Here is a 21,841-nt window from a genome sequence, read left to right as displayed (position 1 = left end):
ACCGGCGCCGCGGCCGGCCTTTCACGGACCCACCCACCCCGAACAGGAGCCCCCATGGGGTCAGTTGTCCCGGAGTACCACGACTCCGCACCGCATCCGGGCATCGAGCGGCACTCGATCGACTGGGTGCCGCTCTCGGAACGGCACGGCAAACCCTCGCACGTCGGGGCCATCTGGTTCGTGGGCAGCCTCAACCTCACCGGCCTGGCGACCGGCGTCGTGACGCTCTCGATGGGGGCCTCGCTCGTGTGGACGGCGGTCGCCACCGTCCTCGGGTCACTCTTCGGCACGTTCTTCATGGCGTTCCACTCGGCCCAGGGGCCGCAGCTGGGCCTGCCGCAACTCGTCCAGTCACGGCCCCAGTTCGGCTATCTCGGAGCGGCACTCACCGTGTGGGTCTTCGCCCTGGTCAATTACGTGGCCTTCAACACGTCGGACGCCCTGCTGTCCGGTCAGGCCATGAACCTGCTCACCGGCGTCCCCAACGAGCTCGGCTATCTGCTGGCCGCCGCGGTCGCGACGGTGATCGCCCTCTTCGGGTACGACTGGATCCATCGGCTCAACCGGTGGCTCACCTGGCCCTTCGTCGTGATCGCCGCCGCGATCACCGCGGCCGCCCTCTTCGGCGGCGGCTTACCGGACGGTGCATGGAACGCGGGCCCCCTCGAACTCGCCCCCTTCATGCTCGTGTTCGTCTTCGTCGCCGGCTTCCAGCTGGGATGGGCGCCGTACGTCTCGGACTACTCGCGCTACCTCAGACCCGACGTTCCGGTCCGCAGCACCTTCTGGTGGACGTACCTGCCCAGCGCGATCTCCGGGATATGGGTCTTCCTCCTCGGGGCCGTGGTCTCGGCCGGCTCTCCCGAGGGCACCGACCCGGTCACCGCCCTGAAGCTGGCGGCGGACCGCCTGTTCAGCGGGTTCGGCACGGTCGCGGTCGTCGTCCTGCTCGTCGGCCTGCTCTCCGTCATGGCGATCAACCAGTACGGCGGCAGCCTCACCATGATCTCGATCGTGGACTCGTTCCGGCCGGTCAAGCCGACGCGGGCCATCCGCGTCGCGACGATCGGGATCATGCTGGTGGCCGTCGGGACGGTCTCCACGGCAGTCGGCATCGACCAGTTCAACTGGTTCTTCGCCCACGTGGTCGTGGTGCTGACCTACCTCTTCATCCCGTGGACGGCCATCAACCTGGTCGACTTCTTCTTCGTCCGGCGTGGCCAGTACGTCGTCGAGGAGATCTTCAACCCGCACGGGATCTACGGCCGGTGGGGATGGCGCGGCAACCTCGCCTACCTCATCGGACTGGCCTGCATGGCCCCGTTCATGGTCATCACCGGCCTCTTCGTCGGGCCCGTCGCGAAGCTCCTCGGCGGCGTCGACTGCTCCGTCTTCGTCGGCCTGCCGGTGGCGGGCGGCCTCTACCGGGCCTTCGCCGGAAGCCTCGACCTGGCCACCGAACGCCGGTTGGTCCGGGAGGAGGGGCTGCTGGAACGACTTCACTGAACCACCCGCGTCAGCACGTACAGGACCTTTCAAGAAGGAGCACCACGTGAAGACAGAGCACGACGGCGAACGCCCCGGCATCAGCCGCAGAACACTCCTGGCCCGAACCGGAGCGGCCGCGGCCGCGCTGGCGGCAGGGCCGGTACTCGGTGGCATCCGGCCGGCCGCGGCCTCCTCCTGGCACGTGCCGGGGGAGGAGAGCCCGCACAAGCGGACCTGGATGGCCTGGCCGTCCAGCTACACGATCTGGGGCAACCTGCTGTCCAAGATCCAGGCCGACATCGCCAAGCTGGCGAAGGCGATCGCCACGTACGAGCCGGTCGTCATGTGCGCGGACGGCTCGTCGGCCGCCTCGCAGGCCAGGGCCGCCTGCGGGTCCACCGTCACGGTCATCAGCTCGGTGCCCGTCTCGGACTGCTGGATGCGGGACACCGGCCCGCTCTTCCGGGTCGACGGCATGGGCGGCCTGGACGCCTTCGGCCTCAACTTCAACGCGTGGGGCGAGAACGCCACCAGCTTCTACGGCATCCCCGCCTCCGCCTACGACAAGGACCGCGCGCTCGCGCAGCGACTCGCCGCCTACACCGGCGTCCCCTTCGCGAAGGCATCCGTGGTCGGCGAAGGCGGCGGCATCGAGTACGACGGCGACGGCACTCTGATGGCAACCGAGAGCTGCTGGCTGAACAGCAACCGCAACCCGGGCCGGACCCGCGCCCAGATCGAGGCGGAGCTGCTGTCCCGCTTCGGCGCCTCGAAGATGATCTGGCTCCCCGGCGTGACGGGTCAGGACGTCACCGACGGCCACATCGACGGCACCGCCCGCTACATCAAGCCCGGCGTGGTCATGGTGCAACTGGCGGGCGCGGTCAGGCCGGACGTCTGGTCGCGAAACGCCCAGGCCATCCACGACGTCCTGGTGAACGCGACCGACGCCAGGGGCCGCCGCCTCCAGGTCCTCACCATCGAGGGCCCCGACGTCCTGCCCCGTATCGCAGCCGGAAAGCAGGCCGACTTCCTCAGCTCCTACATGAACTGGACGGTCACCAACAGCGCGATCGTCACCACCCAGTTCGGCGACACCACCAAGGACCAGGCGGCCAGGACGGCGATCGCGGCCGCCTACGGCCGCCCCGTCGTCCAGCTCAACCTCGACAACCTCTACGGCAACGGCGGCGGAGGCGCCCACTGCGTCACGATGCAGGAACCCAACCGCTGAGCCATCGGCCCGGGTCCCGTTCCGGGACCCGGGCCGTCCCGATCCGGCGTGAGCAGCCGAACTGATCACCGGTAGACCGTCGACGCGGGCTGCGGTGAGCCACCAGCTGATTCCAGCCTGGCTGTGGTGCCCGTCAGCCGGGCGTCCCGTCGGGGTCCCGGCGCGGTCTGTCCGGGCCGCGCCACGGCAGGGTCCGGCTGTAGACCACGTTCGTGGTCGTGGAACCGAAGCCGGCCAGTTCGTCCACGAGCGTCTCCAGGTGCCCCATGGAGGTGGCGGCCACCTTCAGGACGTAGCAGTCGTCTCCGGTGGTGCGCAGGCACTCCAGGATCTCCGCGCGTTCTGCCAGCAGTCGGCGCAGCGGCTCGTGCCGGTTGCCCGGGTACTTCAGCCGGACGACGGCGAGCACGGGGTAGCCGACCTTCGCCAGGTCGACCGCCGCGTGGTAACCGGTGATGACGCCCGCCGCCTCCAGCTGGCGCACCCGCTCCGTGGTGGCCGACGGGCTCAGGCTCACGCGTCGTCCGAGCTCGCTGAGGGAGATCCGGCCGTCCTGCTGGAGCTGCCGGACGATCGCCCAGTCCACGTCGTCGAGATTCACGGCCATCCGGCGAGAGTACCGGGAAAGCCACGGCGAAACCGAGGGAACGCAAGGAGAGTTCTCTTCAGTCCGTCATGATCGCGAGGATAGCCTCCGGTCATGCAAATCGGCGTCAACGTCCCCAACTTCGGCCCCGGGACCGATCCCGGCGTGCTCCGCGACTGGGCGCGGACCGTCGAGGGCCTCGGCTTCGACCTCCTCATGGTCTCGGACCACGTGACCGTCACCCCGGACGTGGCCGAGCGGTATCCGGAGCCGTTCTACGAACCGTTCACGACGCTCTCCTGGCTCGCCGGCCTCACCACCCGGGTGCGGCTCGGCACCACCGTGCTCGTCCTGCCCTACCGGCATCCGCTGCTCGTCGCCCGCATGGCGGCCGGACTCGACCGGATCAGCGGTGGCCGCTTCGTGCTGGGCGTGGGCATCGGCTGGGCGCGCCAGGAGTTCGACGCGCTCGGGGTGCCGTTCGCCGCGCGCGGCCGACTGACCGACGACTGTCTGCGCACCCTGCGCGCCACCTGGCGGACGGACGGGGGAGCGGTGCCGATCTGGGTGGGCGGCAACAGCGAGGCCGGCATCCGCCGCGCCGTGCGCTTCGGCGACGCCTGGCACCCGCTGCGCGGCACCCTGCCCTGGATGCGCTCGGTCGTCACCCGGCACGAACTGCCGGGCTTCGCGCCGCGTATCGCCCTGCGGGCGACGGCCGCGCCGGTCGACACCCCCGAGCGGCCCGCAGGTGTCGGAACCCTCGAACAGATCCTGGACGACCTCGACCAGCTGGCGCGTCTCGGGGCCGAAACCGTCGTACTCGACCCGTACCATGGCGACCCCGAGGAGACCCGCAGGCCGCACGCCGCCTGGAAGACCCTCGCCGCCGTGGCCGACCACAGGAGAACAGCACCGTGATCACCCCCGCCGACGAGAAGCTCCTGCGGCGCGCCCTCGAGATCGCCGCGCACGCCGTCACCCTGGGCGACGCGCCGTACGGCTCGCTGCTGGCCGGGGCGGACGGCACGATTCTCGCCGAGGCCCACAACACCGTGCGGCGCGACGAGGACATCACCGCCCACCCCGAGCTGAAGCTGGCCCGCTGGGCGGCGCGCGAACTCGCCCCGGACACGGCCGCCCGCACGACCATGTACACCAGCTGCGAGCCCTGCGGCATGTGTGCGGGCGCCATCGTCCGCTCCGGGCTCGGCCGGGTCGTGCACGCGCTGTCCACCGCGCAACTCGTATCGCTCAACCCCGAGTCGGGCGCCTGGCCCGCCGTGGTCCAGGACGGCCCGGCCCTGTTCGACGAGGCCCGGGTCCCGATCGAGACCTACTACCGGCGGTGACCCGGCTCCCGCGCGCCGCCTCGGTCTCCAGGGCCGCCGCCCGCGCGGTGTGAGCGAGGACCCGGCCGCCGCCGGCAGCCGCCGAGGCCCGGCGACGCCCGCCCGGTCCCGCCCGATCTCGTACGCGAATGAACGAACGCGAATCCGGACGGCGCCGGTCCGTGTCCCGGGCCGGCGCGTGGACTCCGGTCGGCGTGCGCCGACGCCGTCCCGTGCTCCCCTGCGCGCGCCCCTGCAACGGGATTCCGCTAGCGGCCCACGCGCGAGCCGCGCCGCGGCCTGCACCGGCCCGGACGCTCCTCCGCTCCGTCGCCGCGCACCGGGTGCGGCGAGTTTCGGCCAACCCTTCTCGGCCTGTCGTGCGAAGGGCGATACCAGAGGGGGCCGCTCTACGGGTAAGTTTGCCAACTGCGCACCGCAGGTGAACGGTTGACGTCTACAGTGGGTGCTTGGTGATCATCGGTAGGCTCATCACACCCACGTAGGACCCCTCCCCCGTAGCGAACCCCCCGTAGTACGCCGAATCCTGGGCACGTACCAAGGACACTCATGTCTCAACTTCGCGCACCCGCCGCGCGGTCCGAACGCCGCGAGGGCGGGCGGCACGGCCGGTCAGGCGCCCGCACCGCCGCCGGCGCGACCGGCGCCGGCTCCGCTCAGTCCCCCGCGCCGCTTCTCACCGAGGCCCGCATACGCCCCCAACTCCTGCGTACCTCCGTTCTTCCCGCGGTCGCGGTGGCGCTCGGCGGCGCCGCGGCCGTGCTGTTCACGATCCGCTCCACCGGCGCCAGCCCCTCGCCCGGTCTGTGGGCCGCGCTCACCGGCGCCGCGGCGCTCACGGTCGCCTCGGTGACCGCCGCCGCGCTCGGCGCCGACCGCGCCGCGAAGTCGGTGCTCGACCGCGTCGGCGCGCTCCGCCGCTCCAGTGCCCGCACCCAGAACGAACTGCGCACCGTCGTCGAACAGCTGCGCAGGGGCGAGAGCCCGGAACTCCGCTCCGCGGCCGTTCCGAGCGGCGCCAAGGGTGACGAGTTCGACCTGCTGGCCCAGGAGCTGACCCGCTCTCACGAGGCCGCAGTGGCGGCCGTGGTGCAGGCCTCCAAGCTCTCCAGCAGCGTCGGCAACGAACAGAAGGTCGAGGTCTTCGTCAACCTCGCCCGACGGCTCCAGTCCCTCGTCCACCGCGAGATCCAGCTCCTCGACGAGCTGGAGAACGAGGTCGAGGACCCGGAGCTGCTCAAGGGCCTGTTCCACGTCGACCACCTCGCCACCCGCATCCGCCGGCACGCGGAGAACCTCGCCGTCCTCGGTGGCGCCATCTCCCGCCGCCAGTGGTCGAACCCGGTCACCATGACCGAGGTGATGCGCTCCTCCATCGCCGAGGTCGAGCAGTACCCGCGCGTGAAGCTGGTGCCGCCGATCGACGGTACGCTGCGGGGCCATGCCGTGGCCGACGTCATCCACCTCCTCGCCGAACTGGTCGAGAACGCCACCCTGTTCTCCGCGCCGCACACCACCGTGCTGCTGCGGGCCCAGTACGTCACGGCCGGCCTGGCCATCGAGGTCGAGGACCGCGGTCTCGGCATGCCGGTCAGCGAGCAGAACAAGATGAACGCCCTGCTCGCCGATCCCGACCAGGTCAACGTCGCGCATCTGCTCCAGGACGGCCGCATCGGACTCTTCGTCGTCTCGGCCCTCGCCCGGCGCCACGGCATCGCCGTACGGCTCCAGTCGAACATCTACGGAGGCGTCCAGGCCGTTCTCGTCCTGCCGCAGGGCCTGCTCGGCGCCGACCCGGAAGGGCTCGCGCGAGCCGGCCAGGCCGCGCAGGCCCAGGCCGCCGGCCAGCTCAACGGCCAGCTCAACGGGCAGTTGCCCGGCCAGCTCAACGGGCAGGTGAACGGCCAGCTGAACGGCCAGCTCAACGGGCAGGGCGCCGGCCAGGCACCGCTGCCGCAGGCCCCGGCCCCGGCTCAGGCCCCGGCTCAGGCCCCCGCTCCCGCCACGCCTCCGGCCCCGGCGCCCCAGGCGCCGGCCGCGCCCGCGCCCCGCCCCGTACCGGTGCAGGCACAGGCCCCCGCCCACCCGGCTCCGGCCGGCCCCGCCGCGGCCGGCGGCCACGGCGCACCCGGCCCCGGCTTCGGCGGCGCCCTCCCCGGCGTACCGCCGCAGCCCACCCACGCCGAGCCCGTCGGGCCCGGCACTCCCCACCCCGCCCCGGCGGCCGAGGTCCCCCCGGCCCCGCGCCCCGCGGCACCCGGCAGGCCCGACCTCCCCAAGCGGCGCGCCCAGGAGCACCTCGTCCCGCAGCTGCGCGACGAGCCCGCGGCCCGCAAGCCCGAGGAGCACGCCCTGCACGACCCGGGCCTGATGGCCGCGTTCCAGCGCGGCATCGGCCTCGCAGAATCCCAACCCGCCCCCCGTGAACCGCTGCGTCCCGGTGACGCGCACAAGGAGTAGATGCACCATGGCGAGCAATGCGCCGAACGGCCATTCCTCGGATCTCGACTGGCTGCTGAGCGGCCTGGTCCAGCGGGTGCCGTACACCCGCAACGCCGTACTGCTCTCCTCCGACGGCCTCGTGAAGTCCGTCCACGGCCTCGACCCCGACGCGGCCGACCACATGGCCGCACTGGCCTCCGGCCTGTACTCGCTGGGCCGCAGCGCCGGCGCGCGCTTCGGCGACGGCGGCGAGGTCCGGCAGGTCGTGGTCGAACTGGACTCCACGCTGCTGTTCGTCTCCACCGCGGGCTCCGGCACCTGCCTCGCGGTCCTCGCCGGCCGCGAGGCGGACGCCGCCGTCCTCGGCTACGAGATGGCGATGCTCGTCAAGAGCGTGCGGCCCTATCTGGTCACCCCGGCCAGACAGGCCGCCGGCGCGACGGGCAGTGCGGGACAGTGACGATGGGGTCCGCTCAGGAAGGACCCTGGCTGGACGACGCGGCAGGCCGGCTGATCCGTCCGTACACCGTCAGTGGCGGGCGGACCAAGCCGACCACCGCGCTCGACCTGCTCTCGATGGTGATGGCGACCGGCGGCTCCCCGCAGCCGCACATGGGTCCCGAACACACGCTGGCCCTCGGCCTGTGCGACGGACCCACCTCCGTGGCGGAGATCGCGGCGCACTTACGGCTCCCGGCCGTCGTCACCAAGGTCCTGCTCTCCGATCTCGTGGACTGCGGGGCGATCACCGCCCGGGCGCCCCGGTTCCACGCCAATCCAACCGACCGTTCCTTGCTGGAGGCAGTGCTCGATGGCCTACGACAACGGCTCTGAGCGCCACGACCGTGGTCACGACGGTCATGACGGCTTCGCCACCGACCCGTTCCCCACCGCGCTGAAGATCCTGGTCGCGGGCGGCTTCGGCGTGGGCAAGACCACCTTCGTGGGCGCCGTCAGCGAGATCGAACCACTGAGCACCGAAGAGCTGCTGACCTCGGTCAGCGCGGCCACCGACAGCCTGGAGGGCGTGGAGTCCAAGACCACGACCACGGTCGCGATGGACTTCGGACGCATCACCCTCGACGACCGTCACGTCCTCTACCTGTTCGGCACGCCGGGCCAGGAGCGCTTCTGGTTCATGTGGGACGAACTCTCCGAGGGCGCGCTGGGCGCGGTCGTGCTCGCCGACACCCGCCGTCTCCAGGACTGCTTCTCCGCCGTCGACTTCTTCGAGCGGCGCGGCATCGGGTTCGTGGTGGCCGTCAACGAGTTCGACGGCGCCTACCGTTACGACCCGGACGAGGTACGGGCCGCCCTCGACCTCAAGCCGACGGTGCCCGTCGTGCTCACCGACGCACGGATCTCCAGCTCCGCCATCCGTACCCTGCTGACCCTCGTCCAGCATCTGCTCACCACCATCCCGGCCGCCGTGCCGAGCTACGGAGCCACGACATGACCTACGACCCGACCGGTCACATGCTGCTGACCCCCGTCGACCAGGAGGCGCCCGCCCGGGTCCGCCGCCTGCGCGAGCTGGGGCTCGGCGAGCAGCCCGACCCGGCGTTCGACGAGTTCGCCCACCGGCTCGCGGAGGTGACCGGCGCTCCGTTCTCGATGGTCAACTTCATCGACGAGAACCGGCAGTTCTTCGCGGGTCTGCACACGCCGTCCGGCAGCCACTCGGGCACCGACCTCGGCGCCACCGCCGCCGGGAGCGGGGGAGTGGGCCGCTTCATGGCCCGTGACCACGGCTACTGCCCGCACGTGGTGGTGCGCCGCAAGGCCCTCGTCCTGGAGGACGTCTGCGACTACCCGCGCTTCGCGGGCAACCCGGTCGTGGACGAGATCGGCATCCGCTCCTACATGGGCGCGCCGCTGATCGACCGCACCGGTGTCGCCCTGGGCACGATCTGCGTCGTGGACACGGACGTACGGCCCTGGGGACGCGCCGGCCTGGAGACGATCAAGGCGATGGCGGCGGAGCTGGTGGAGCAGATCCACCGCCGCGAGGACGGCCTGCTCTGACGGTCCGGTCCTCACCCGTGAGGACACACCGGTGCCCCGGTGTCCGGCTCTCCCGCCGGACTCCGGGGCACTTCTTCGTGCGCTGACCCGTCTCGGCCGACGGGGCGTCAGACGTGCGCGGGCTCCATCCGGAGCACGTCGGCGAGCCGCTCCGACCAGCTTCCCTTGTCCTGGCCGAGGGCGACCTCGGCGAGGCGGAGGAGCTGGATGTCGGAGGTGCCCGCCGGGGCGAAGATGTGGTGCGCGTCGCGGAGGTAGCGCTCGATGGCGCGATCGGTGAAGAGACCGGCGGCGGCGTGGATCTCCATGGCGTTGCGGCCGGAGTCGATGGCGGACTCGACGTTGACCAGCTTGGCGTTCATCAGCTCGGTGTCGCAGGACATGCCCTGGTCGAGCAGATGGACCGCGTGGTACGCGGCGAGCCGGGCCGTCATCAGCCGCGACTGCATCTGGCCCAGCTTGAGCTTGACGGTGGGGAGTTCGGCGAGCGGCTTGCCGTAGCGGATGCGCTCGGTGGCGAACCGGGTGGTCTCCTCCAGGATCGCCTGGTGGATGCCGAGCGAGACGGCGGTGAGGTTGGCCCGGCCGTAGAGCACGCTGGAGGAGTACGCGACGGCGAGGCCGTCGCCCTCGTCGCCGAGCCGGTTGGCGGCCGGCACCCGGCAGTTCTCGAAGATGAGCTCGCCGAAGCTGAAGCCGTGCAGGCCCATCGCGGGCTGCTGAGGACCGGTCCTGAACCCGGGGCGATCGGATTCGACCAGGAACGCGGTCAGTCCCTTCGATCCGGGACCGGTGCGGACCACGACGCCGTGGAGGTCGCCGACATGGCTGTTGCCGACGTAGACCTTGCTGCCGTTGAGGACGTAGTCGTCGCCGTCGCGGACCGCGGTCGCGGACATGCCGAGGACATGGCCGCCGGACTCCGGCTCGGTGACCGCGATGGTCGGCAGGCAGTCGCCGGCGGCGACGGCCGGGAGCCAGGTCTTGCGCTGCTCGTCGCTGCCGAAGTGCACGATTTTGGCGGTGCCGAGCTGCGAGGCCTGGACCATGGCGCCCATCGCGCCGCTGACCCGCGAGAGCTCCTCGATGATGATGGTCTTGGCCAGGTGGCCGGCGCCCATGCCCCCGTACTCGTGGCCGATAGTCGCGCCCAGCCAGCCCTGTCGGGCGATCAGCCGGGACAGCTCGTGGTGTACGGAGCGCGACTCCTCCATCTCGGCTATCCGTGGCCGAACCTCACGCTCTGCGAAGTCCCGGACCGTCTCCCGGAGCTGGTGATGGAGCCTGCTGCTGAAGTAGCCGTCCATTCGAGTCCTCCCCTGCGAAACGCCTGCTCGTCTAGTGGGCCGAGCAGGTGGTGCATCGGCAGTGGTCCCGTCCCGAACAGGCCGACCACTTCATGGTGTTGATCTTTACGGGACGGATCAATATCGACACCAAGTTTGTCTGAAACCGGAATGGTTGACGTTTGTTTCTGACTGTGTTTCGCGCGGTCTTGGCCTGCTCAGTCCGATCCGAAGGACATTCCCCAGGGTCATCTTTCTGCCACATGCCAACGGCACGGGATGCGTGGGCATATGGCCCCGACAGGGGCCGGGTCGCCTCAAACGCCACTTCCTCACCGAAGACGCGGCATTCCGGAAGCACCTGCCCGCCCCCGGCGCGCCGCAACCCCACGGCTTCCGGGCCCCTGAACCCCGCCAGGAGGAGGCGGCCGGGGGCGTGCGGGAGCACGGACGGGGAGCGAGGGCGCGTCACGGTGTGTAAGGGGCGTGCGTCACGGAGCGTGGGCGGCGCGCACGCGCCCGGGACGTTCTCGCCGTGCGCGGGCGCCGCGCGCCGTGCGTGGGCGCCGCGCGCCGGGCGCGGACGCGGGTCAGGGCAGGAAGGCGGTGATCCGGGCCCGCAGCGCCGCCGGGTCGAGTCCCTGGCCGGCCAGGTGCTCCTCGATCGAGCCGTACCGACGCAGCTCGCGCCGCCCGATGCCGAGCCCGAGGACGCGGTGCGGCAGCTCGGCGAGCGCGTCGTTCGCGGCGGCCGTCGAGGTCCCGGCGAGGTACGGCTCCACGAGGACGACGTCCGGGCGGGCCCCGGCGACCGCTCGGCGCATGGCCTCGCCGTCGAAGGGCCGGACGGTCGTCGCGTACAGCACCGTCACGTCCAGGCCCTCGGTCGCGGCCAGCACGTTGTCGAGCATCGGACCCACCGCGACCACGACTCCGCGCGCGCCCTCGCGCAGCACCGTGAAACCGCCCGGCGACATCGGGTGCGCCGAGGCGTTGGCGTGCGCGGACAGCCGTACGTACACCGACTCCTCGCTCGCGGCGGCCCGCCGCAGCAGGGCCTCGGCCTCGTCCGGGTGTCCCGGCACGTGCACGGTCCAGCCGTCCAGGGTGTCCATCAGGGCCACGTCACCGGGTGCCATGTGGGTGAAGCCGCCGGCCGGCCAGTCGTACGAGCCGGCCGCGCTGACCAGGACGCCGTGGACGCCCTGGTGCCCGAAGTCCAGCTTCAGCTGCTCGAAGGGGCGCTCGACCAGGAAGCTCGCGAAGGTGTGCATGATCGGCCGCATCCCGGTGAGCGCCATCCCGCCGCCCGCGCCGATCAGCAGCTGCTCGCGGATCCCGACGTTGATCACCCGGTCCGGGTGGCGGTCCAGGGCCTGCCGGAAGCCGTCCTTGCTGATCTCGGCGAGGAGCAGCGCGAGCCGGGGGTCCTCGTCGAGCAGGCGGGTGGTGGTGGCGATGAAGCGGTCGCGCATGGTGTCCATGGCTGTCTCCTGAGAGCTGAGCTGAGGTGAGAGGAAGGAGGGGCCGGGGCGGCGGTGCGGGGCCGGGGCGGTGCCGGCCGGGGGCCGTGCCCGGGGCGGCGCGCTGTCGGCCGGGCCCGGGGCGCTCGCGTCAGGCGTACTTGGGCTCGACCCGGGCGACGACGGCGCGGGGCCGGCCGGGGTGCGGGGCGGTGTAGGCGGCGTACAGCGCCTCGGGATCGCGGCCGTCCACGGTCTCGGCGGACCAGCCGGCCGCCGCGAAGCGGGAGGCGATCCCGCCGGGCCAGCCGTGGCTGGCGGAGCTGTTGTCGATCACCAGCGTGTGCAGCTGCTCGAGCCCGGCGGGCCCGGCGTAGGCGAGCGCCTCGTGGTTGCTGCCCTCGTCCAGCTCGGCGTCGCCGATCAGCACCCACACGCGCGGCTCGGTCAGCCCCTGCGCCCGCAGCCCGAGCACGGTCCCCACGGCCAGCGGCAGTCCGTGCCCCAGCGACCCGCTGCCGATCTCGACGCCGGGCACCAGGGTCCGGTCCGGGTGGTGCCCGAGCGGCGAGTCGTAGCCTCCGAACCCGCTCAGCATCTCCTCCCCGATGAAGCCCTTGTCGGCGAGGACGGCGTAGTACGCCATGGGGCCGTGCCCCTTCGACAGCAGGAACCGGTCCCGGCCCGCGTCCCCGACGGTCCCGGGCCCGACCCGCAGCACCCGGTCGTAGAGCACCCACAGCGCGTCGAGCGTGGAGGTGGCGGCGGGGGAGTGCTTCTCGTCCCCGGTCATGAGCCCCATGAGCCGCTGCAGCCGCTCGATGTCCCGGGCGTGGTCCCGGGCGTGATCCCGGGCGTGGTCCTGGGCGTCCGGGCGCGGCGTGTACGTCGTGTTCGTCATGCCTCACACCTTGCAACCTCAAGCTTGCTTGAGGTCAAACCGCAAACCGGTTCGTGACCACGCGCGGAAGTGCGGTATTGTTCTCATGCGCGTTCGGCCGGGGAAAGCCCAGGTCAGACGGGTATCGGGACGTGGCGCAGCTTGGTAGCGCACTTGACTGGGGGTCAAGGGGTCGCAGGTTCAAATCCTGTCGTCCCGACGAGAGGTTCGCCTCGTCGTCGCAGAACAGGAGCCCTGTCTCACTTCGGTGAGACAGGGCTCCCGCGCGTGGGGCGGGTTCTTCGGCGGGTCCTTCAGTCGGGACCGCTCCAGTCGAACGGGAAGTGCTTGCTCGACTTGCCGGTGCGGTCCCAGGAGAAGCCGAACGCGTCGGCGCGGTCGACGGTGGCCCGGCCCCAGGTGGCGATCTGGCCCGGTCCGACCTCGGCGCCCGGCGGGTTGTGGACCTGGACGCGGGTGCCGTCCGGCGTGGTCGGGCCGGTGAGCGCCTCGGCGCTCGCCGTGACACGGCCCGGGATCTCGGCCCGCCAGGTGGCGAGGTCCTCGTCGATCTCCACATGGATCGGGACGACGTCCATGCCCCGCATCTCCGGGTGGAACATCTGCCCGAACTCCGCCGGCCATCCGCCGGCCTCGCCGCCGAAGACGGCCCCGAGGGCGGCGCGCTGCTGCTCGTCGGCGCGCTCGTCGAGGAAGACCGCGGCGTAGGGCTCGGTGTGCGTGCCGGCCCACGGGTTGCCCTCGAAGGAGCCGAGCATCAGGACGTTGAGGCCGTCGAGCCGTACGTCGCCGAAGTTGCCGTCCCGGATGTGCCAGACCAGGACGCCTTCGCAGTCGCCGTAGGTCGGAGGCTGGGCGAAGGTGCACGGACACGGGATCGCGCACTTGCACACGTCGAACCAGTCGCCGGCCAGATGCCAGCGCGTGCCGCTGGTGGCCTGCTGTGTCATCTCGCTTCCTCCAGCCGGGCTCCGAGGAGCCCACTCGGAGTGGCGAGGCCGTGTGTCCCGAGCCCGTTCCCGGGATCGAAAGGACGGTCTCCCTTCCAGCTTGCACCTCCAGGTCACATGCCGTCCATGGACGGCATCGAGCCCTCCAGGCCCGGCAGCATCCAGTCCTGGAACGGTGCGAGCACCGCCAGGACCAGGAAGGCGACGCCGACGACGCGGCTGAGGAGGACGCCCCGGGGCCACAGCTTCTCCACGAAGATCACCAAGGCCAGTCCGGCCATCGCCGCCACGTTCATCACGCCGAGCGGGATCAGGACGACCATCAGCCCGGCGCAGCAGCCGACGCAGTACGCGCCGTGGTGGACGCCCACCCGCAGGTCACGGGCCGGGCGCGGGAAGCCGGCGTAACGCACCAGCTGACCCAGCGGGTCGCGGCAGTGGCGCAGACAGACGTTCTTGAGGGGACCGAGCTGATAGAGGCCGGCGAGCAGGAAGGCGGCGGCGCCGATCCAGCGGCCGACGGCGGGATGGTCGTCCAGCAGGCCGCCGGTGAAGGCCAGTGCCGCGTAGGCGAGCAGGCCGAAGGCGGTCCACACCAGGAGATATCCGGCCACGAACTCCACCGTGCGGGCGGTCCTGGCCCAGCCGGAGGACCGGCGGCCGATGCCGCGCACCCAGGAGAGGGCCACCGGTGCCATGGACGGCAGCATCATGGCCGCCATCATCGTCACCCAGAGCAGCAGGAACAGGGGCAGCGCCATCCCCATGGTGCCGGGCTCGACACCCATGTCCCGGGCCTGACCGACGGTCAGCACCCAGGCGGGCACGGAGATCAGGACGACGAGGATCCAGGCGGCCGCGAGATCCCGCCTGGGCTGCAAGCCTCCACCGGCTCCGGTCGGCGAGGGCGGCCGGGCGGGGACGAAGGCGGAGATCCGGCTGCGACGCATCGGCGTGCCTTCCTGCGGCTGCTTCCAGAACAGCACACGCGACCCGGCGACGCGACCGGGTCCGGCGCGGACACGGCACGTGAGCGCGCCCCCACCCGACGTCACCGCGGCCGCGACGGCCCATCATGGAGAAAGGGCCTGTCCGGCACCCGAGGAGAGAGGGCGAGGGCGTCATGGCGCAGCCGATCACACCGCATCCGGTCTTCGCCCGCTGTTACAGCAGGCTCGTCGGCCCGGCGCTCGAGCGGGCGGGCATCACCGCGCACCGCAGGCGGCTGCTGGCCGGCCTGAGCGGCGAGGTGGTCGAGATCGGCGCGGGCAACGGACTGAACTTTCCCCACTACCCGCCCGACGTGACCCGTCTGGTCGCCGTCGAGCCGGAACCGACCCTGCGTGCGCTGGCCGTGCGGCAGGCGCACGGCCTCGCCCTCCCGGTGGACACGGTGACCGCCCGAGGTGAACAACTGCCCTTCGCCAACGCCTCCTTCGACGCGGCCGTGGTCTGCCTCGTGCTCTGCTCCGTGGCCGACCAGCCGGCGACGCTCGCCGAACTGCGGCGCGTGCTCAGGCCGGGCGGGCAGCTCAGGTTCCTCGAACACGTACGGGCCGCCTCGCCCGCGATGCGCGGCCTGCAGCGGGTGCTCGACGCCACCCTCTGGCCTCGGCTGGCGGGCGGCTGTCACACCGGCCGCGACACCGAGGCGGCGATCGCCGCCGCGGGCTTCACCGTCACCGCGGTCGACCGCTTCGCCTTCCCGCCCACCCGCGTCCCGATGCCGGCCGGTGCCCACATCCTCGGCACCGCGATCCGCACCGTCTGAACCGGCCCGACGGAGGAGCCCGTTCCGGTTCCGGTCGGGCGGGTTCGGGCCAACTCCTCCGTTCCGGAGTCGAGTTGAGGCATTCTGACCTATGTTCGAGGGGCCCGTAGCGGTACACGGTTCGCCCAGGAGGTCTGATTGCCGCCCAGACGCGTTCGCGCCCTCGCCGGAGCGCTGCGCCGCTCCCCTCTGCTCATCGCGCTCGGCCTCGGCTCGCTCATCGTCGGCTTCACCCCCTGGCTCGGCGTGGCGAGCCCGGCGCCGGGTGCCCACGGTCCCGTCGCCCGGCCCACGCCCGTGCCCTTCGCCCAGCAGCCGGCGAAGCAGTCGCCGCACCACGGCGTGGCCCCGGCGAACGCCATGGAGCCGATGGCTCCCGTCCTCGACCGGACCGGATGGACGGCCACGGCGAGCGACGAGGAGACCGCCAGGGAGAACGGCCGCGCGAGCAACGTCCTCGACGGCAACACGGCCACGATCTGGCACAGCAGGTGGTCCACCACCCCGGCGCCGCTGCCGCACAGCATCACCGTCGACATGCACCGTACGACCGTGGTCTCGGCGCTCGTCTACCAGCCGCGCACCGACAAGGCCAACGGGCGCGTCGGTGAGTACAGCATCAGCGTGAGCACCGACGGCCGGAGCTGGGGCAGCCCGGTCGCCACCGGCACCCTCGCCGACGATCCCGGCGCCAAGACGCTCGGATTCGCCCCGCAGGGCGCGCGGTTCGTCCGGCTCACCGCCCTCACCGAGGCCGGCAACCGCGGCCCGTGGAGCGCCGCCGCCGAGCTCAACCTGCTCGGCGATCCCGGAACACCGGCGGCCACCGTCGACCTGCCCCGGACCGGATGGACGGCCGCGGCGAGCGACGAGGAGACCGCCAAGGAGAACGGCCGCGCCGCCAACGTCCTCGACGGCGACGCCACCACGATCTGGCACAGCAGGTGGTCCACCACCCCGGCGCCGCTGCCGCACAGCATCACCGTCGACATGCACCGCACGGCGCCCGTCTCCGCCCTCGTCTACCAGCCCCGCAAGGACGGCGCGAACGGCCGCGCGGGCGCCTACACCGTCACCACCAGCACCGACGGCACCACCTTCGGAACACCGGTCTCCTCCGGCACCTGGCGGGACGACGACACCGTCAAGACCGCCACCTTCACCCGTACCGCCACCGCCCGTTACATACGCCTGACCGTGACCCGCGAGGCCGGCAACCGCGGGCCCTGGACCTCCGCCGCCGAGATACGCCTGAGCGGACCGGCCGACCCGGCCGTCCACGGCACCTGGAGCCGTATCACCGGCTTCCCCCTGGTCCCGGTCGCCACCGCCGTCCTGCCCGGCGACAAGCTCCTGGCCTGGTCGGCGTACGCGGTCGACCGCTACGGCGGCAGCAACGGCTACACACAGACCGCCATCCTGGACCTGAAGACGGGCAAGGTCACCCAGCGCCGCATCGACAACACCGGCCACGACATGTTCTGCCCGGGCATAGCGATGCTCGCCGACGGCCGGGTCCTGGTCACCGGCGGCAGCAACGCGGAGAAGGCCAGCATCTACGACCCGGCCACCGACGGCTGGTCCGCGACCACCAACATGAACATCGCCCGCGGCTACCAGGCCATGACGCTCCTCTCCACCGGCGAGGCCTTCGTCCTCGGCGGATCCTGGAGCGGAGCCGCGGGCGACAAGGCCGGCGAGGTCTGGTCCCCGGACACCCGCACCTGGCGCAAGCTCCCCGGCGTCCCCGCGGGCCCGGCCGTGACGGCCGACCCGGCCGGCGCCTACCGCGCCGACAACCACATGTGGCTGTACGCCACCTCGGGCGGCAAGGTGCTCCAGCTGGGCCCGAGCAAGCAGATGAACTGGATCACGACCGGCGGGAACGGCAGCATCACCTCCGCCGGCACCCGGGCCGACAGCCCGGACGCCATGACCGGCAACGCCGTCGCCTACGACATCGGCAAGCTGCTCACCCTGGGCGGCGCGCCCGCCTACGAGAAGACGCCCGCCACCCGGCGCGCGTACACCGTCAGCACCGACGGCACCGAGGTCCGGACCGCGCGCACCGGCGACATGGGCTACGCCCGCGGCTTCGTCAACAGCGTCGTCCTGCCCGACGGCAAGGTCGCCGTGTTCGGCGGCCAGGCCTATCCGGTGCCGTTCAGCGACGCCACCTCCGTGCTGACTCCCGAGCTGTGGGACCCGGCGACCGGCCGCTTCACCCCGCTCGCCACCATGGCCATCCCGCGGAACTACCACAGCGTGGCGAACCTGCTGCCCGACGGGCGGATCTTCTCCGGCGGCGGCGGTCTGTGCGGCGACTGCGCTACCAACCACGCCGACGGGGCCGTGTTCACACCGCCCTACCTGCTCAACGCGGACGGCTCGCCGAAACCGCGTCCCGCCATCACCGGCGGCGTACCGGCCCGGGCCGCCGCGGGCGCCTCGCTCACCGTCGGCACCGACGGGCCGGTGGCCTCCTTCGTCCTGATGCGGGCGGCCGCCGCGACCCACTCCACGGACAACGACCAGCGGCGGGTCCCGCTGGCCTCCACGGCCGTGTCACCCGGCACGTACACGGTGTCGATCCCGGCCGACAAGGGCGTAGTCCTTCCGGGCACGTACATGCTCTTCGCCCTGAACGACCGTGGGGTGCCGAGCGTCGCGAAGTTCCTGACCGTCAGCTGACGACGGGGACGGGACGAGAGGGTGCGGGCGGGCTCAGGCGTCGCCGCCGACACCGCGGTCGGGGGCGCTCATGTCTCCGGTGGCGGGAGTGCCGGCGGCGAGGCCGTACCGCAGGTAGACGGTGCCCTTCGGGCCGGCGGCGGGAGGTTCGAGAAGCGTGAGGTTGGACGGCACCGCGCCGCCGTCGAACACCTTCTTGCCGACGCCGAGCACGACCGGGTGCAGCCAGAGGTCGAGCCGGTCGAAGAGCTTCTCGCGCAGGAGGCTCTGCACGAGGTTCAGGCTCCCGACCACCTTCACGTGCTCGTGCCGGTCCCGGAGCTCGCGCACCGCTGCGGCCAGGTCCGGGCCGAGCTGCGTCGACCCGGCCCACGAGAGGTCGGGCCGGCCGCGCGAGGCCACGTACTTCGGGACGCGGTTGAAGAGCGTGGCGATCGCCTCGTCCTCGCCGTCCTTCTGGTGGGGCCAGTAGGCGGCGAAGATGTCGTACGTGCGCCGGCCGAGCAGAAGGGCGTCGGTGCCCTCATACGCGGCGGCGACCTGCCCGCCGGTGACCTCGTCGAGCAGCGGCGCCTGCCAGCCGCCGAACGGGAACCCCACCGGGTCCTCGTCCGGGCCGCCCGGCGCCTGCCCGACGAGGTCGAGGGTCGCGAACATCTCGATGTGGATGAGGCCCATGGCTTCCTCTCTGCGGAGAGTCGGTTGTCTCCGTCAAGAGATAGACCGGCCGTCGGCCGCGAACTCATCGCCGCGCCGAAGACGCCGCGCCCGAGGCGCCGCGCCCAAGACGCCCCGCCGCGGGCATGCCGAAGCCCCGGACCGCACCCGCGTCCCGTCGTACGGGACGCGGTGGCGGCCGGGGCCGACCCGGGAGGACGCCCCGAGGGCGTCAGAGCGACGGTGTGTTCGGCGGGGCCGAGGCGGGCGGCGTGATGAGGCCGGCCGCGACGGCCTTGTTGGTCGCGTCGACCCGTGAGGTGGCGCTCAGCTTGGCGAAGATGTTGCGCATGTGGCGTTTGACCGTGCCCTCGGTGAGGCCCAGCGAGGTCGCCGTGCGGCGGTTGCTGTAGCCGGCCGCCACCAGCGTGATCACCTCCACCTCGCGCGGGCTCAGACTCTCACGCGGCGGCGCGGGAGCCGGCTGCCGGGCCGCCGCCCGGGAGCGCGGCGGCAGCGACACGGTCAGGCCGTCCTGCGTACAGGCGTCGCGCAGGGCGGCGGTCAGCGAACGGTGGGTGGCCGTCTTGTGCAGGAAGCCGCGGATGCCGAGCGGCAGCAGCGCCTGCAGCAGCCGCGGGTCGTCGTGCATCGTCAGCACCATGACGCGGGTGTCGGGCGAGGCGGCCTGCAGGGCCTGGACCGTACGGCCCGGGTCCTCGTTGCCGGGCATCTCGATGTCCATGAGGACCACGGCGGGCCGGTGTTCGGCGACGGCGGCGATCATGCCGGGCGCGTCGCCCGCGGTCGCCACCACCTCGAAGTCGCCCATGGCGGCGATCAGTTCGGCCAAGGCGTCGCGGAGCAGGGTGTGGTCGTCCGCGATCACGATCCGGTACGGGTTCACGAAGCGGGTCGCCCCCCGGCCTGTTCCGGCCCGGGCGGCAGCGGCACGGACATGCGCATACCGGTTCCCACGCCGGGCGTGCTGGTCAGGTGGAACGATCCGCCAAGCGCCTGCGTGCGCTCGCGCATCGACAGCAGGCCGCTGCCGAGACCCAGGGGCCGGTCGGTGTCGAAGCCGTCACCGTCGTCGTGGGCGAAACAGTCCACGCGGTGCGGCGCCACGTCGACCTTCAACGCCACGGTTCTCGGTCTCGCGTGGGCCAGTGAGTTGCGGAGGAATTCCCGCAGGACGAGAAACAACTCCTCGGCGTGCTCCTGCGGGAGCCAGCTCTCGTCCCCGTTGACCTCGATGTGCAGGGCCGTCCCGGACGGCTGGTGCTGCTCCGCGTATTCCTTCAAAGAATCGGCCAGATGGCGCGTTCCGCTCGTTACCCGCAGATCGGAGATCAGTTGACGGGTGAAAACGGAGGCCTCGTCGAGAGCGTCTCGTACACGGCCCAAATAAGGCGTCCGTAGTTCGTCAGGTCGAGACCGTTCCGAGGCCTGCTCGTGCAGGTCGAGGTAGCGGTGGGCCACGGCCAGGGTGTTGCCCAGGTGGTCGTGCAGGTCGCGGCCCAGCTGCCGGCGGTGGCTGCCGGCCCGTTCCTCCACCTTGTTCAGGAGATAGGCGTCATAGCCGGCCGCCGACACCTGGAGGCAGGTCGACAGGCTCTGGTTGAGCGCCGACACCGCCCGTCCCAGGCAGTGGGAAGCCTGCGCGGGCGGAAGGTCGGCGACCACCCTGACCAGGTACTGCAGGGTGATCTGGAACAGCAGCCCCGACGAGCGGAGCGTGTCGGCCGGGTGCACCGTCTGCAGGATGCCCCGGGTGCTCAGGCCGACCGAGAGGCTGAGCGCGATGTTGCCGCCCGCCCGGTCGCCGTCCTCACGCAGGGCCGCGCAGCATTCCTCGAGGACGAGCAGCGCGTGTTCGCGGGCCTCGACCCAGAGTTCGTCCGTGGTTACCAGGGGACTCGAGATTTCCAGCAGGGCGTTCCGGAAGGAGCGGACGATCTCGTCTCTTCCGGCGAACAACCAGCTCTCCAGCTGTCGTGCCGCAGTCCTTGTGTCCTCGACCGGTTCGGTCTTCATCATGATCAGCTCCCCCTTGCGTTGCATGGAGGAGTGTAACGAGACTTCTTGACGTCGAAAGAACAGAATTGAACTTGTAACGTGCTCTTACCACGACCCTACCTGCGCCAATGCACGTTCTTCACTCGGACGTCCCAAGGCGCCCGAGTGGTGACGGAATCTGATGTCGACCGGCTTTTGCCGCTGTTCGGTCGCCACCGCCGCGGCGTAGTCGCGGAACGGGTGGGGAAGCGCCAGGGTGGCGGCGGGCCAGGGCGACAGATCCCGGCCCGCCCCGGCGGCCAGCCCGAGGCCGGACGCCTTCACGGAGGCCTCAAGACGGGTCCACGCGCGAAAGCCCGGTACCGTGCCCACCGCACGACGGCCGAGCACCCTCGGCCAGTCGATGCCGGCCCGGATGCGCTCCACGTCCACGCCGACCGTCGCGCCGGGCGGACGCACACCGAGCAGGGCCAGACCGTCGGACCGCGACAGGCTCACGGCGGGCCCGGGGCACCAGCCGAGATTGTATCCAGGCTTGCCGTGCGGGGCGTTGCGCACATGGGTGAGCTCGCCGGGATGGCAGCCGAGGTAGCCGGCGACTATCTCGCGGACCGCGAGATGCGTGGCCAGATAGCGGTGCCGGGCTCTCGGATTGCGCTGGCCCAGCCGCCACAGCCGGTGCTGCTCGTACGGGCTGAGCTCGTCCACCCGGTCGTCGTGGCCACCGGGCGCCACCGCGTCGAGGGAGATGAGCCAGACGTCGACGACATCGGGATGCAGCATGTCGCTTCCTTTCGGTTCGGTGCAGTGGGGGAGCGGCTCGGAGCGGCGGCGGGCCGCGCGGAGCACGTCAGAAGCGGGCGCCCCGCGGGGGGGGGGGGGGCGCCGGGGGCCCGGGGGGGGGGGGGGTGCCGACGGGGCGGCAGGCCGCGACGAGGGTGCGCTCACCCGGGGCGGCGCCGGGGCCGCCGGCCCC

Annotated in this window: 21 protein-coding genes and 1 tRNA gene; 12 read left to right on the top strand and 10 right to left on the bottom strand. The window is 71.9% G+C overall.

The window, feature by feature from the left end; translation table 11 throughout:
- Positions 1-54 precede the first annotated feature (54 nt).
- Both ACIGO8_RS07820 and ACIGO8_RS07815 read left to right on the top strand, forming a co-directional pair.
- Entirely contained in the window at positions 55-1,506 is a 1,452-nt protein-coding gene (locus tag ACIGO8_RS07820) for a purine-cytosine permease family protein (RefSeq protein WP_399725529.1), read from the top strand.
- Positions 1,507-1,552: 46 nt separating this feature from the next.
- On the top strand, positions 1,553-2,722 hold the full coding sequence (locus ACIGO8_RS07815) for an agmatine/peptidylarginine deiminase (RefSeq protein WP_399725527.1): 1,170 nt from the start codon (positions 1,553-1,555) through the stop codon (positions 2,720-2,722).
- Between the two features lie 133 nt (positions 2,723-2,855).
- On the opposite strand, the gene ACIGO8_RS07810 is transcribed toward ACIGO8_RS07815, so the two are convergent.
- On the bottom strand, positions 2,856-3,329 hold the full coding sequence (locus ACIGO8_RS07810; protein WP_399725525.1) for an Lrp/AsnC family transcriptional regulator: 474 nt from the start codon (positions 3,327-3,329) through the stop codon (positions 2,856-2,858).
- 93 nt (positions 3,330-3,422) lie between these two features.
- Here ACIGO8_RS07810 and ACIGO8_RS07805 point away from each other — a divergent pair, with 93 nt between their 5' ends.
- The 7 genes from ACIGO8_RS07805 to ACIGO8_RS07775 all read left to right on the top strand — a co-directional run bounded on the left by ACIGO8_RS07805 (position 3,423) and on the right by ACIGO8_RS07775 (position 9,127).
- The gene (locus tag ACIGO8_RS07805; protein ID WP_399725522.1) at positions 3,423-4,229 is read left to right on the top strand and encodes an LLM class flavin-dependent oxidoreductase; all 807 of its coding nucleotides are present in this window, start codon (positions 3,423-3,425) and stop codon (positions 4,227-4,229) included.
- Positions 4,226-4,660: a nucleoside deaminase gene (locus ACIGO8_RS07800; RefSeq protein ID WP_399725520.1), complete on the top strand. Its 435-nt coding sequence runs from the start codon at positions 4,226-4,228 to the stop codon at positions 4,658-4,660. The genes ACIGO8_RS07805 and ACIGO8_RS07800 overlap by 4 nt, the downstream gene beginning before the upstream one ends.
- Positions 4,661-5,209: 549 nt before the next feature.
- The gene (locus tag ACIGO8_RS07795; protein WP_399725517.1) at positions 5,210-7,120 is read left to right on the top strand and encodes a sensor histidine kinase; all 1,911 of its coding nucleotides are present in this window, start codon (positions 5,210-5,212) and stop codon (positions 7,118-7,120) included.
- A gap of 7 nt (positions 7,121-7,127) precedes the next feature.
- Entirely contained in the window at positions 7,128-7,562 is a 435-nt protein-coding gene (locus ACIGO8_RS07790; RefSeq protein WP_399725514.1) for a roadblock/LC7 domain-containing protein, read from the top strand.
- A gap of 2 nt (positions 7,563-7,564) precedes the next feature.
- Positions 7,565-7,936 (top strand): DUF742 domain-containing protein, encoded by a 372-nt coding sequence (locus ACIGO8_RS07785; RefSeq protein WP_399725512.1) that lies wholly within the window; start codon positions 7,565-7,567, stop codon positions 7,934-7,936.
- Positions 7,914-8,558, top strand: coding sequence for a GTP-binding protein (locus ACIGO8_RS07780; RefSeq protein ID WP_399725509.1), 645 nt, complete (start codon positions 7,914-7,916; stop codon positions 8,556-8,558). Before ACIGO8_RS07785 ends, ACIGO8_RS07780 begins: the two co-directional genes overlap by 23 nt.
- Entirely contained in the window at positions 8,555-9,127 is a 573-nt protein-coding gene (locus ACIGO8_RS07775; RefSeq protein WP_399725506.1) for a GAF domain-containing protein, read from the top strand. The genes ACIGO8_RS07780 and ACIGO8_RS07775 overlap by 4 nt, the downstream gene beginning before the upstream one ends.
- A 107-nt stretch (positions 9,128-9,234) precedes the next feature.
- Here ACIGO8_RS07775 and ACIGO8_RS07770 read toward each other — a convergent pair whose 3' ends face one another.
- From ACIGO8_RS07770 to ACIGO8_RS07760, 3 genes are all read right to left on the bottom strand, one after another.
- Positions 9,235-10,434 (bottom strand): acyl-CoA dehydrogenase family protein, encoded by a 1,200-nt coding sequence (locus ACIGO8_RS07770; RefSeq protein WP_399725503.1) that lies wholly within the window; start codon positions 10,432-10,434, stop codon positions 9,235-9,237.
- Between the two features lie 569 nt (positions 10,435-11,003).
- Positions 11,004-11,897: a transketolase family protein gene (locus ACIGO8_RS07765; protein WP_399725500.1), complete on the bottom strand. Its 894-nt coding sequence runs from the start codon at positions 11,895-11,897 to the stop codon at positions 11,004-11,006.
- Positions 11,898-12,027: 130 nt separating this feature from the next.
- The gene (locus ACIGO8_RS07760) at positions 12,028-12,777 is read right to left on the bottom strand and encodes a transketolase (protein WP_399725497.1); all 750 of its coding nucleotides are present in this window, start codon (positions 12,775-12,777) and stop codon (positions 12,028-12,030) included.
- Between the two features lie 125 nt (positions 12,778-12,902).
- On the opposite strand from ACIGO8_RS07760, the gene ACIGO8_RS07755 reads away from it, so the two are divergent.
- Positions 12,903-12,976: transfer RNA gene (locus ACIGO8_RS07755), tRNA-Pro, on the top strand.
- 94 nt (positions 12,977-13,070) lie between these two features.
- Here the strand turns inward: ACIGO8_RS07755 and ACIGO8_RS07750 are convergent.
- Together ACIGO8_RS07750 and ACIGO8_RS07745 are read right to left on the bottom strand one after the other, a co-directional pair.
- Positions 13,071-13,727, bottom strand: a complete 657-nt coding sequence (locus tag ACIGO8_RS07750) for a DUF1326 domain-containing protein (RefSeq protein WP_399725494.1) — start codon at positions 13,725-13,727, stop codon at positions 13,071-13,073.
- Between the two features lie 113 nt (positions 13,728-13,840).
- Entirely contained in the window at positions 13,841-14,677 is an 837-nt protein-coding gene (locus ACIGO8_RS07745; protein ID WP_399725491.1) for a DUF2182 domain-containing protein, read from the bottom strand.
- A 173-nt stretch (positions 14,678-14,850) separates the two neighbouring features.
- Between ACIGO8_RS07745 and ACIGO8_RS07740 the strand changes: the two genes are divergently transcribed.
- On the top strand, positions 14,851-15,498 hold the full coding sequence (locus ACIGO8_RS07740) for a class I SAM-dependent methyltransferase (protein WP_399725487.1): 648 nt from the start codon (positions 14,851-14,853) through the stop codon (positions 15,496-15,498).
- A 138-nt stretch (positions 15,499-15,636) separates the two neighbouring features.
- Entirely contained in the window at positions 15,637-18,189 is a 2,553-nt protein-coding gene (locus ACIGO8_RS07735; RefSeq protein ID WP_399725484.1) for a discoidin domain-containing protein, read from the top strand.
- A gap of 33 nt (positions 18,190-18,222) precedes the next feature.
- Here the strand turns inward: ACIGO8_RS07735 and ACIGO8_RS07730 are convergent, their stop codons facing one another.
- The 4 genes from ACIGO8_RS07730 to ACIGO8_RS07715 form a co-directional block, all read right to left on the bottom strand.
- Positions 18,223-18,867: a dihydrofolate reductase family protein gene (locus ACIGO8_RS07730; protein WP_399725481.1), complete on the bottom strand. Its 645-nt coding sequence runs from the start codon at positions 18,865-18,867 to the stop codon at positions 18,223-18,225.
- Positions 18,868-19,078: 211 nt separating this feature from the next.
- Positions 19,079-19,753 carry a response regulator gene (locus ACIGO8_RS07725; RefSeq protein ID WP_399725478.1) on the bottom strand — a complete coding sequence of 225 codons (675 nt, stop codon included), beginning with the start codon at positions 19,751-19,753 and terminating at the stop codon, positions 19,079-19,081.
- Positions 19,750-20,910, bottom strand: a complete 1,161-nt coding sequence (locus ACIGO8_RS07720; protein ID WP_399725477.1) for a sensor histidine kinase — start codon at positions 20,908-20,910, stop codon at positions 19,750-19,752. The genes ACIGO8_RS07725 and ACIGO8_RS07720 overlap by 4 nt, the downstream gene beginning before the upstream one ends.
- A 60-nt stretch (positions 20,911-20,970) precedes the next feature.
- Positions 20,971-21,648, bottom strand: coding sequence for a 4'-phosphopantetheinyl transferase family protein (locus tag ACIGO8_RS07715; protein ID WP_399725474.1), 678 nt, complete (start codon positions 21,646-21,648; stop codon positions 20,971-20,973).
- Between the last annotated feature and the right edge of the window lie 193 nt (positions 21,649-21,841).

It is taken from the genome of Streptomyces sp. NPDC053493 (genome assembly GCF_044544825.1).
Taxonomy (GTDB): domain Bacteria; phylum Actinomycetota; class Actinomycetes; order Streptomycetales; family Streptomycetaceae; genus Streptomyces.
This window is presented reverse-complemented; position numbering and strand designations above follow the sequence as displayed.

What these genes read in the sequence shown, in the direction of transcription:
- ACIGO8_RS07750 (WP_399725494.1), bottom strand. Translation starts at nt 13,727, where the DNA reads ATGACACAGCAGGCCACCAGCGGCACGCGCTGGCATCTGGCCGGCGAC.
- ACIGO8_RS07715 (WP_399725474.1), bottom strand. Translation starts at nt 21,648, where the DNA reads ATGCTGCATCCCGATGTCGTCGACGTCTGGCTCATCTCCCTCGACGCG.
- ACIGO8_RS07805 (WP_399725522.1), top strand. Translation starts at nt 3,423, where the DNA reads ATGCAAATCGGCGTCAACGTCCCCAACTTCGGCCCCGGGACCGATCCC.
- ACIGO8_RS07740 (WP_399725487.1), top strand. Translation starts at nt 14,851, where the DNA reads ATGGCGCAGCCGATCACACCGCATCCGGTCTTCGCCCGCTGTTACAGC.
- ACIGO8_RS07770 (WP_399725503.1), bottom strand. Translation starts at nt 10,434, where the DNA reads ATGGACGGCTACTTCAGCAGCAGGCTCCATCACCAGCTCCGGGAGACG.
- ACIGO8_RS07745 (WP_399725491.1), bottom strand. Translation starts at nt 14,677, where the DNA reads ATGCGTCGCAGCCGGATCTCCGCCTTCGTCCCCGCCCGGCCGCCCTCG.
- ACIGO8_RS07720 (WP_399725477.1), bottom strand. Translation starts at nt 20,910, where the DNA reads ATGCAACGCAAGGGGGAGCTGATCATGATGAAGACCGAACCGGTCGAG.
- ACIGO8_RS07760 (WP_399725497.1), bottom strand. Translation starts at nt 12,777, where the DNA reads ATGACGAACACGACGTACACGCCGCGCCCGGACGCCCAGGACCACGCC.
- ACIGO8_RS07810 (WP_399725525.1), bottom strand. Translation starts at nt 3,329, where the DNA reads ATGGCCGTGAATCTCGACGACGTGGACTGGGCGATCGTCCGGCAGCTC.
- ACIGO8_RS07730 (WP_399725481.1), bottom strand. Translation starts at nt 18,867, where the DNA reads ATGGGCCTCATCCACATCGAGATGTTCGCGACCCTCGACCTCGTCGGG.
- ACIGO8_RS07765 (WP_399725500.1), bottom strand. Translation starts at nt 11,897, where the DNA reads ATGGACACCATGCGCGACCGCTTCATCGCCACCACCACCCGCCTGCTC.
- ACIGO8_RS07780 (WP_399725509.1), top strand. Translation starts at nt 7,914, where the DNA reads ATGGCCTACGACAACGGCTCTGAGCGCCACGACCGTGGTCACGACGGT.
- ACIGO8_RS07775 (WP_399725506.1), top strand. Translation starts at nt 8,555, where the DNA reads ATGACCTACGACCCGACCGGTCACATGCTGCTGACCCCCGTCGACCAG.
- ACIGO8_RS07795 (WP_399725517.1), top strand. Translation starts at nt 5,210, where the DNA reads ATGTCTCAACTTCGCGCACCCGCCGCGCGGTCCGAACGCCGCGAGGGC.
- ACIGO8_RS07820 (WP_399725529.1), top strand. Translation starts at nt 55, where the DNA reads ATGGGGTCAGTTGTCCCGGAGTACCACGACTCCGCACCGCATCCGGGC.
- ACIGO8_RS07790 (WP_399725514.1), top strand. Translation starts at nt 7,128, where the DNA reads ATGGCGAGCAATGCGCCGAACGGCCATTCCTCGGATCTCGACTGGCTG.
- ACIGO8_RS07785 (WP_399725512.1), top strand. Translation starts at nt 7,565, where the DNA reads ATGGGGTCCGCTCAGGAAGGACCCTGGCTGGACGACGCGGCAGGCCGG.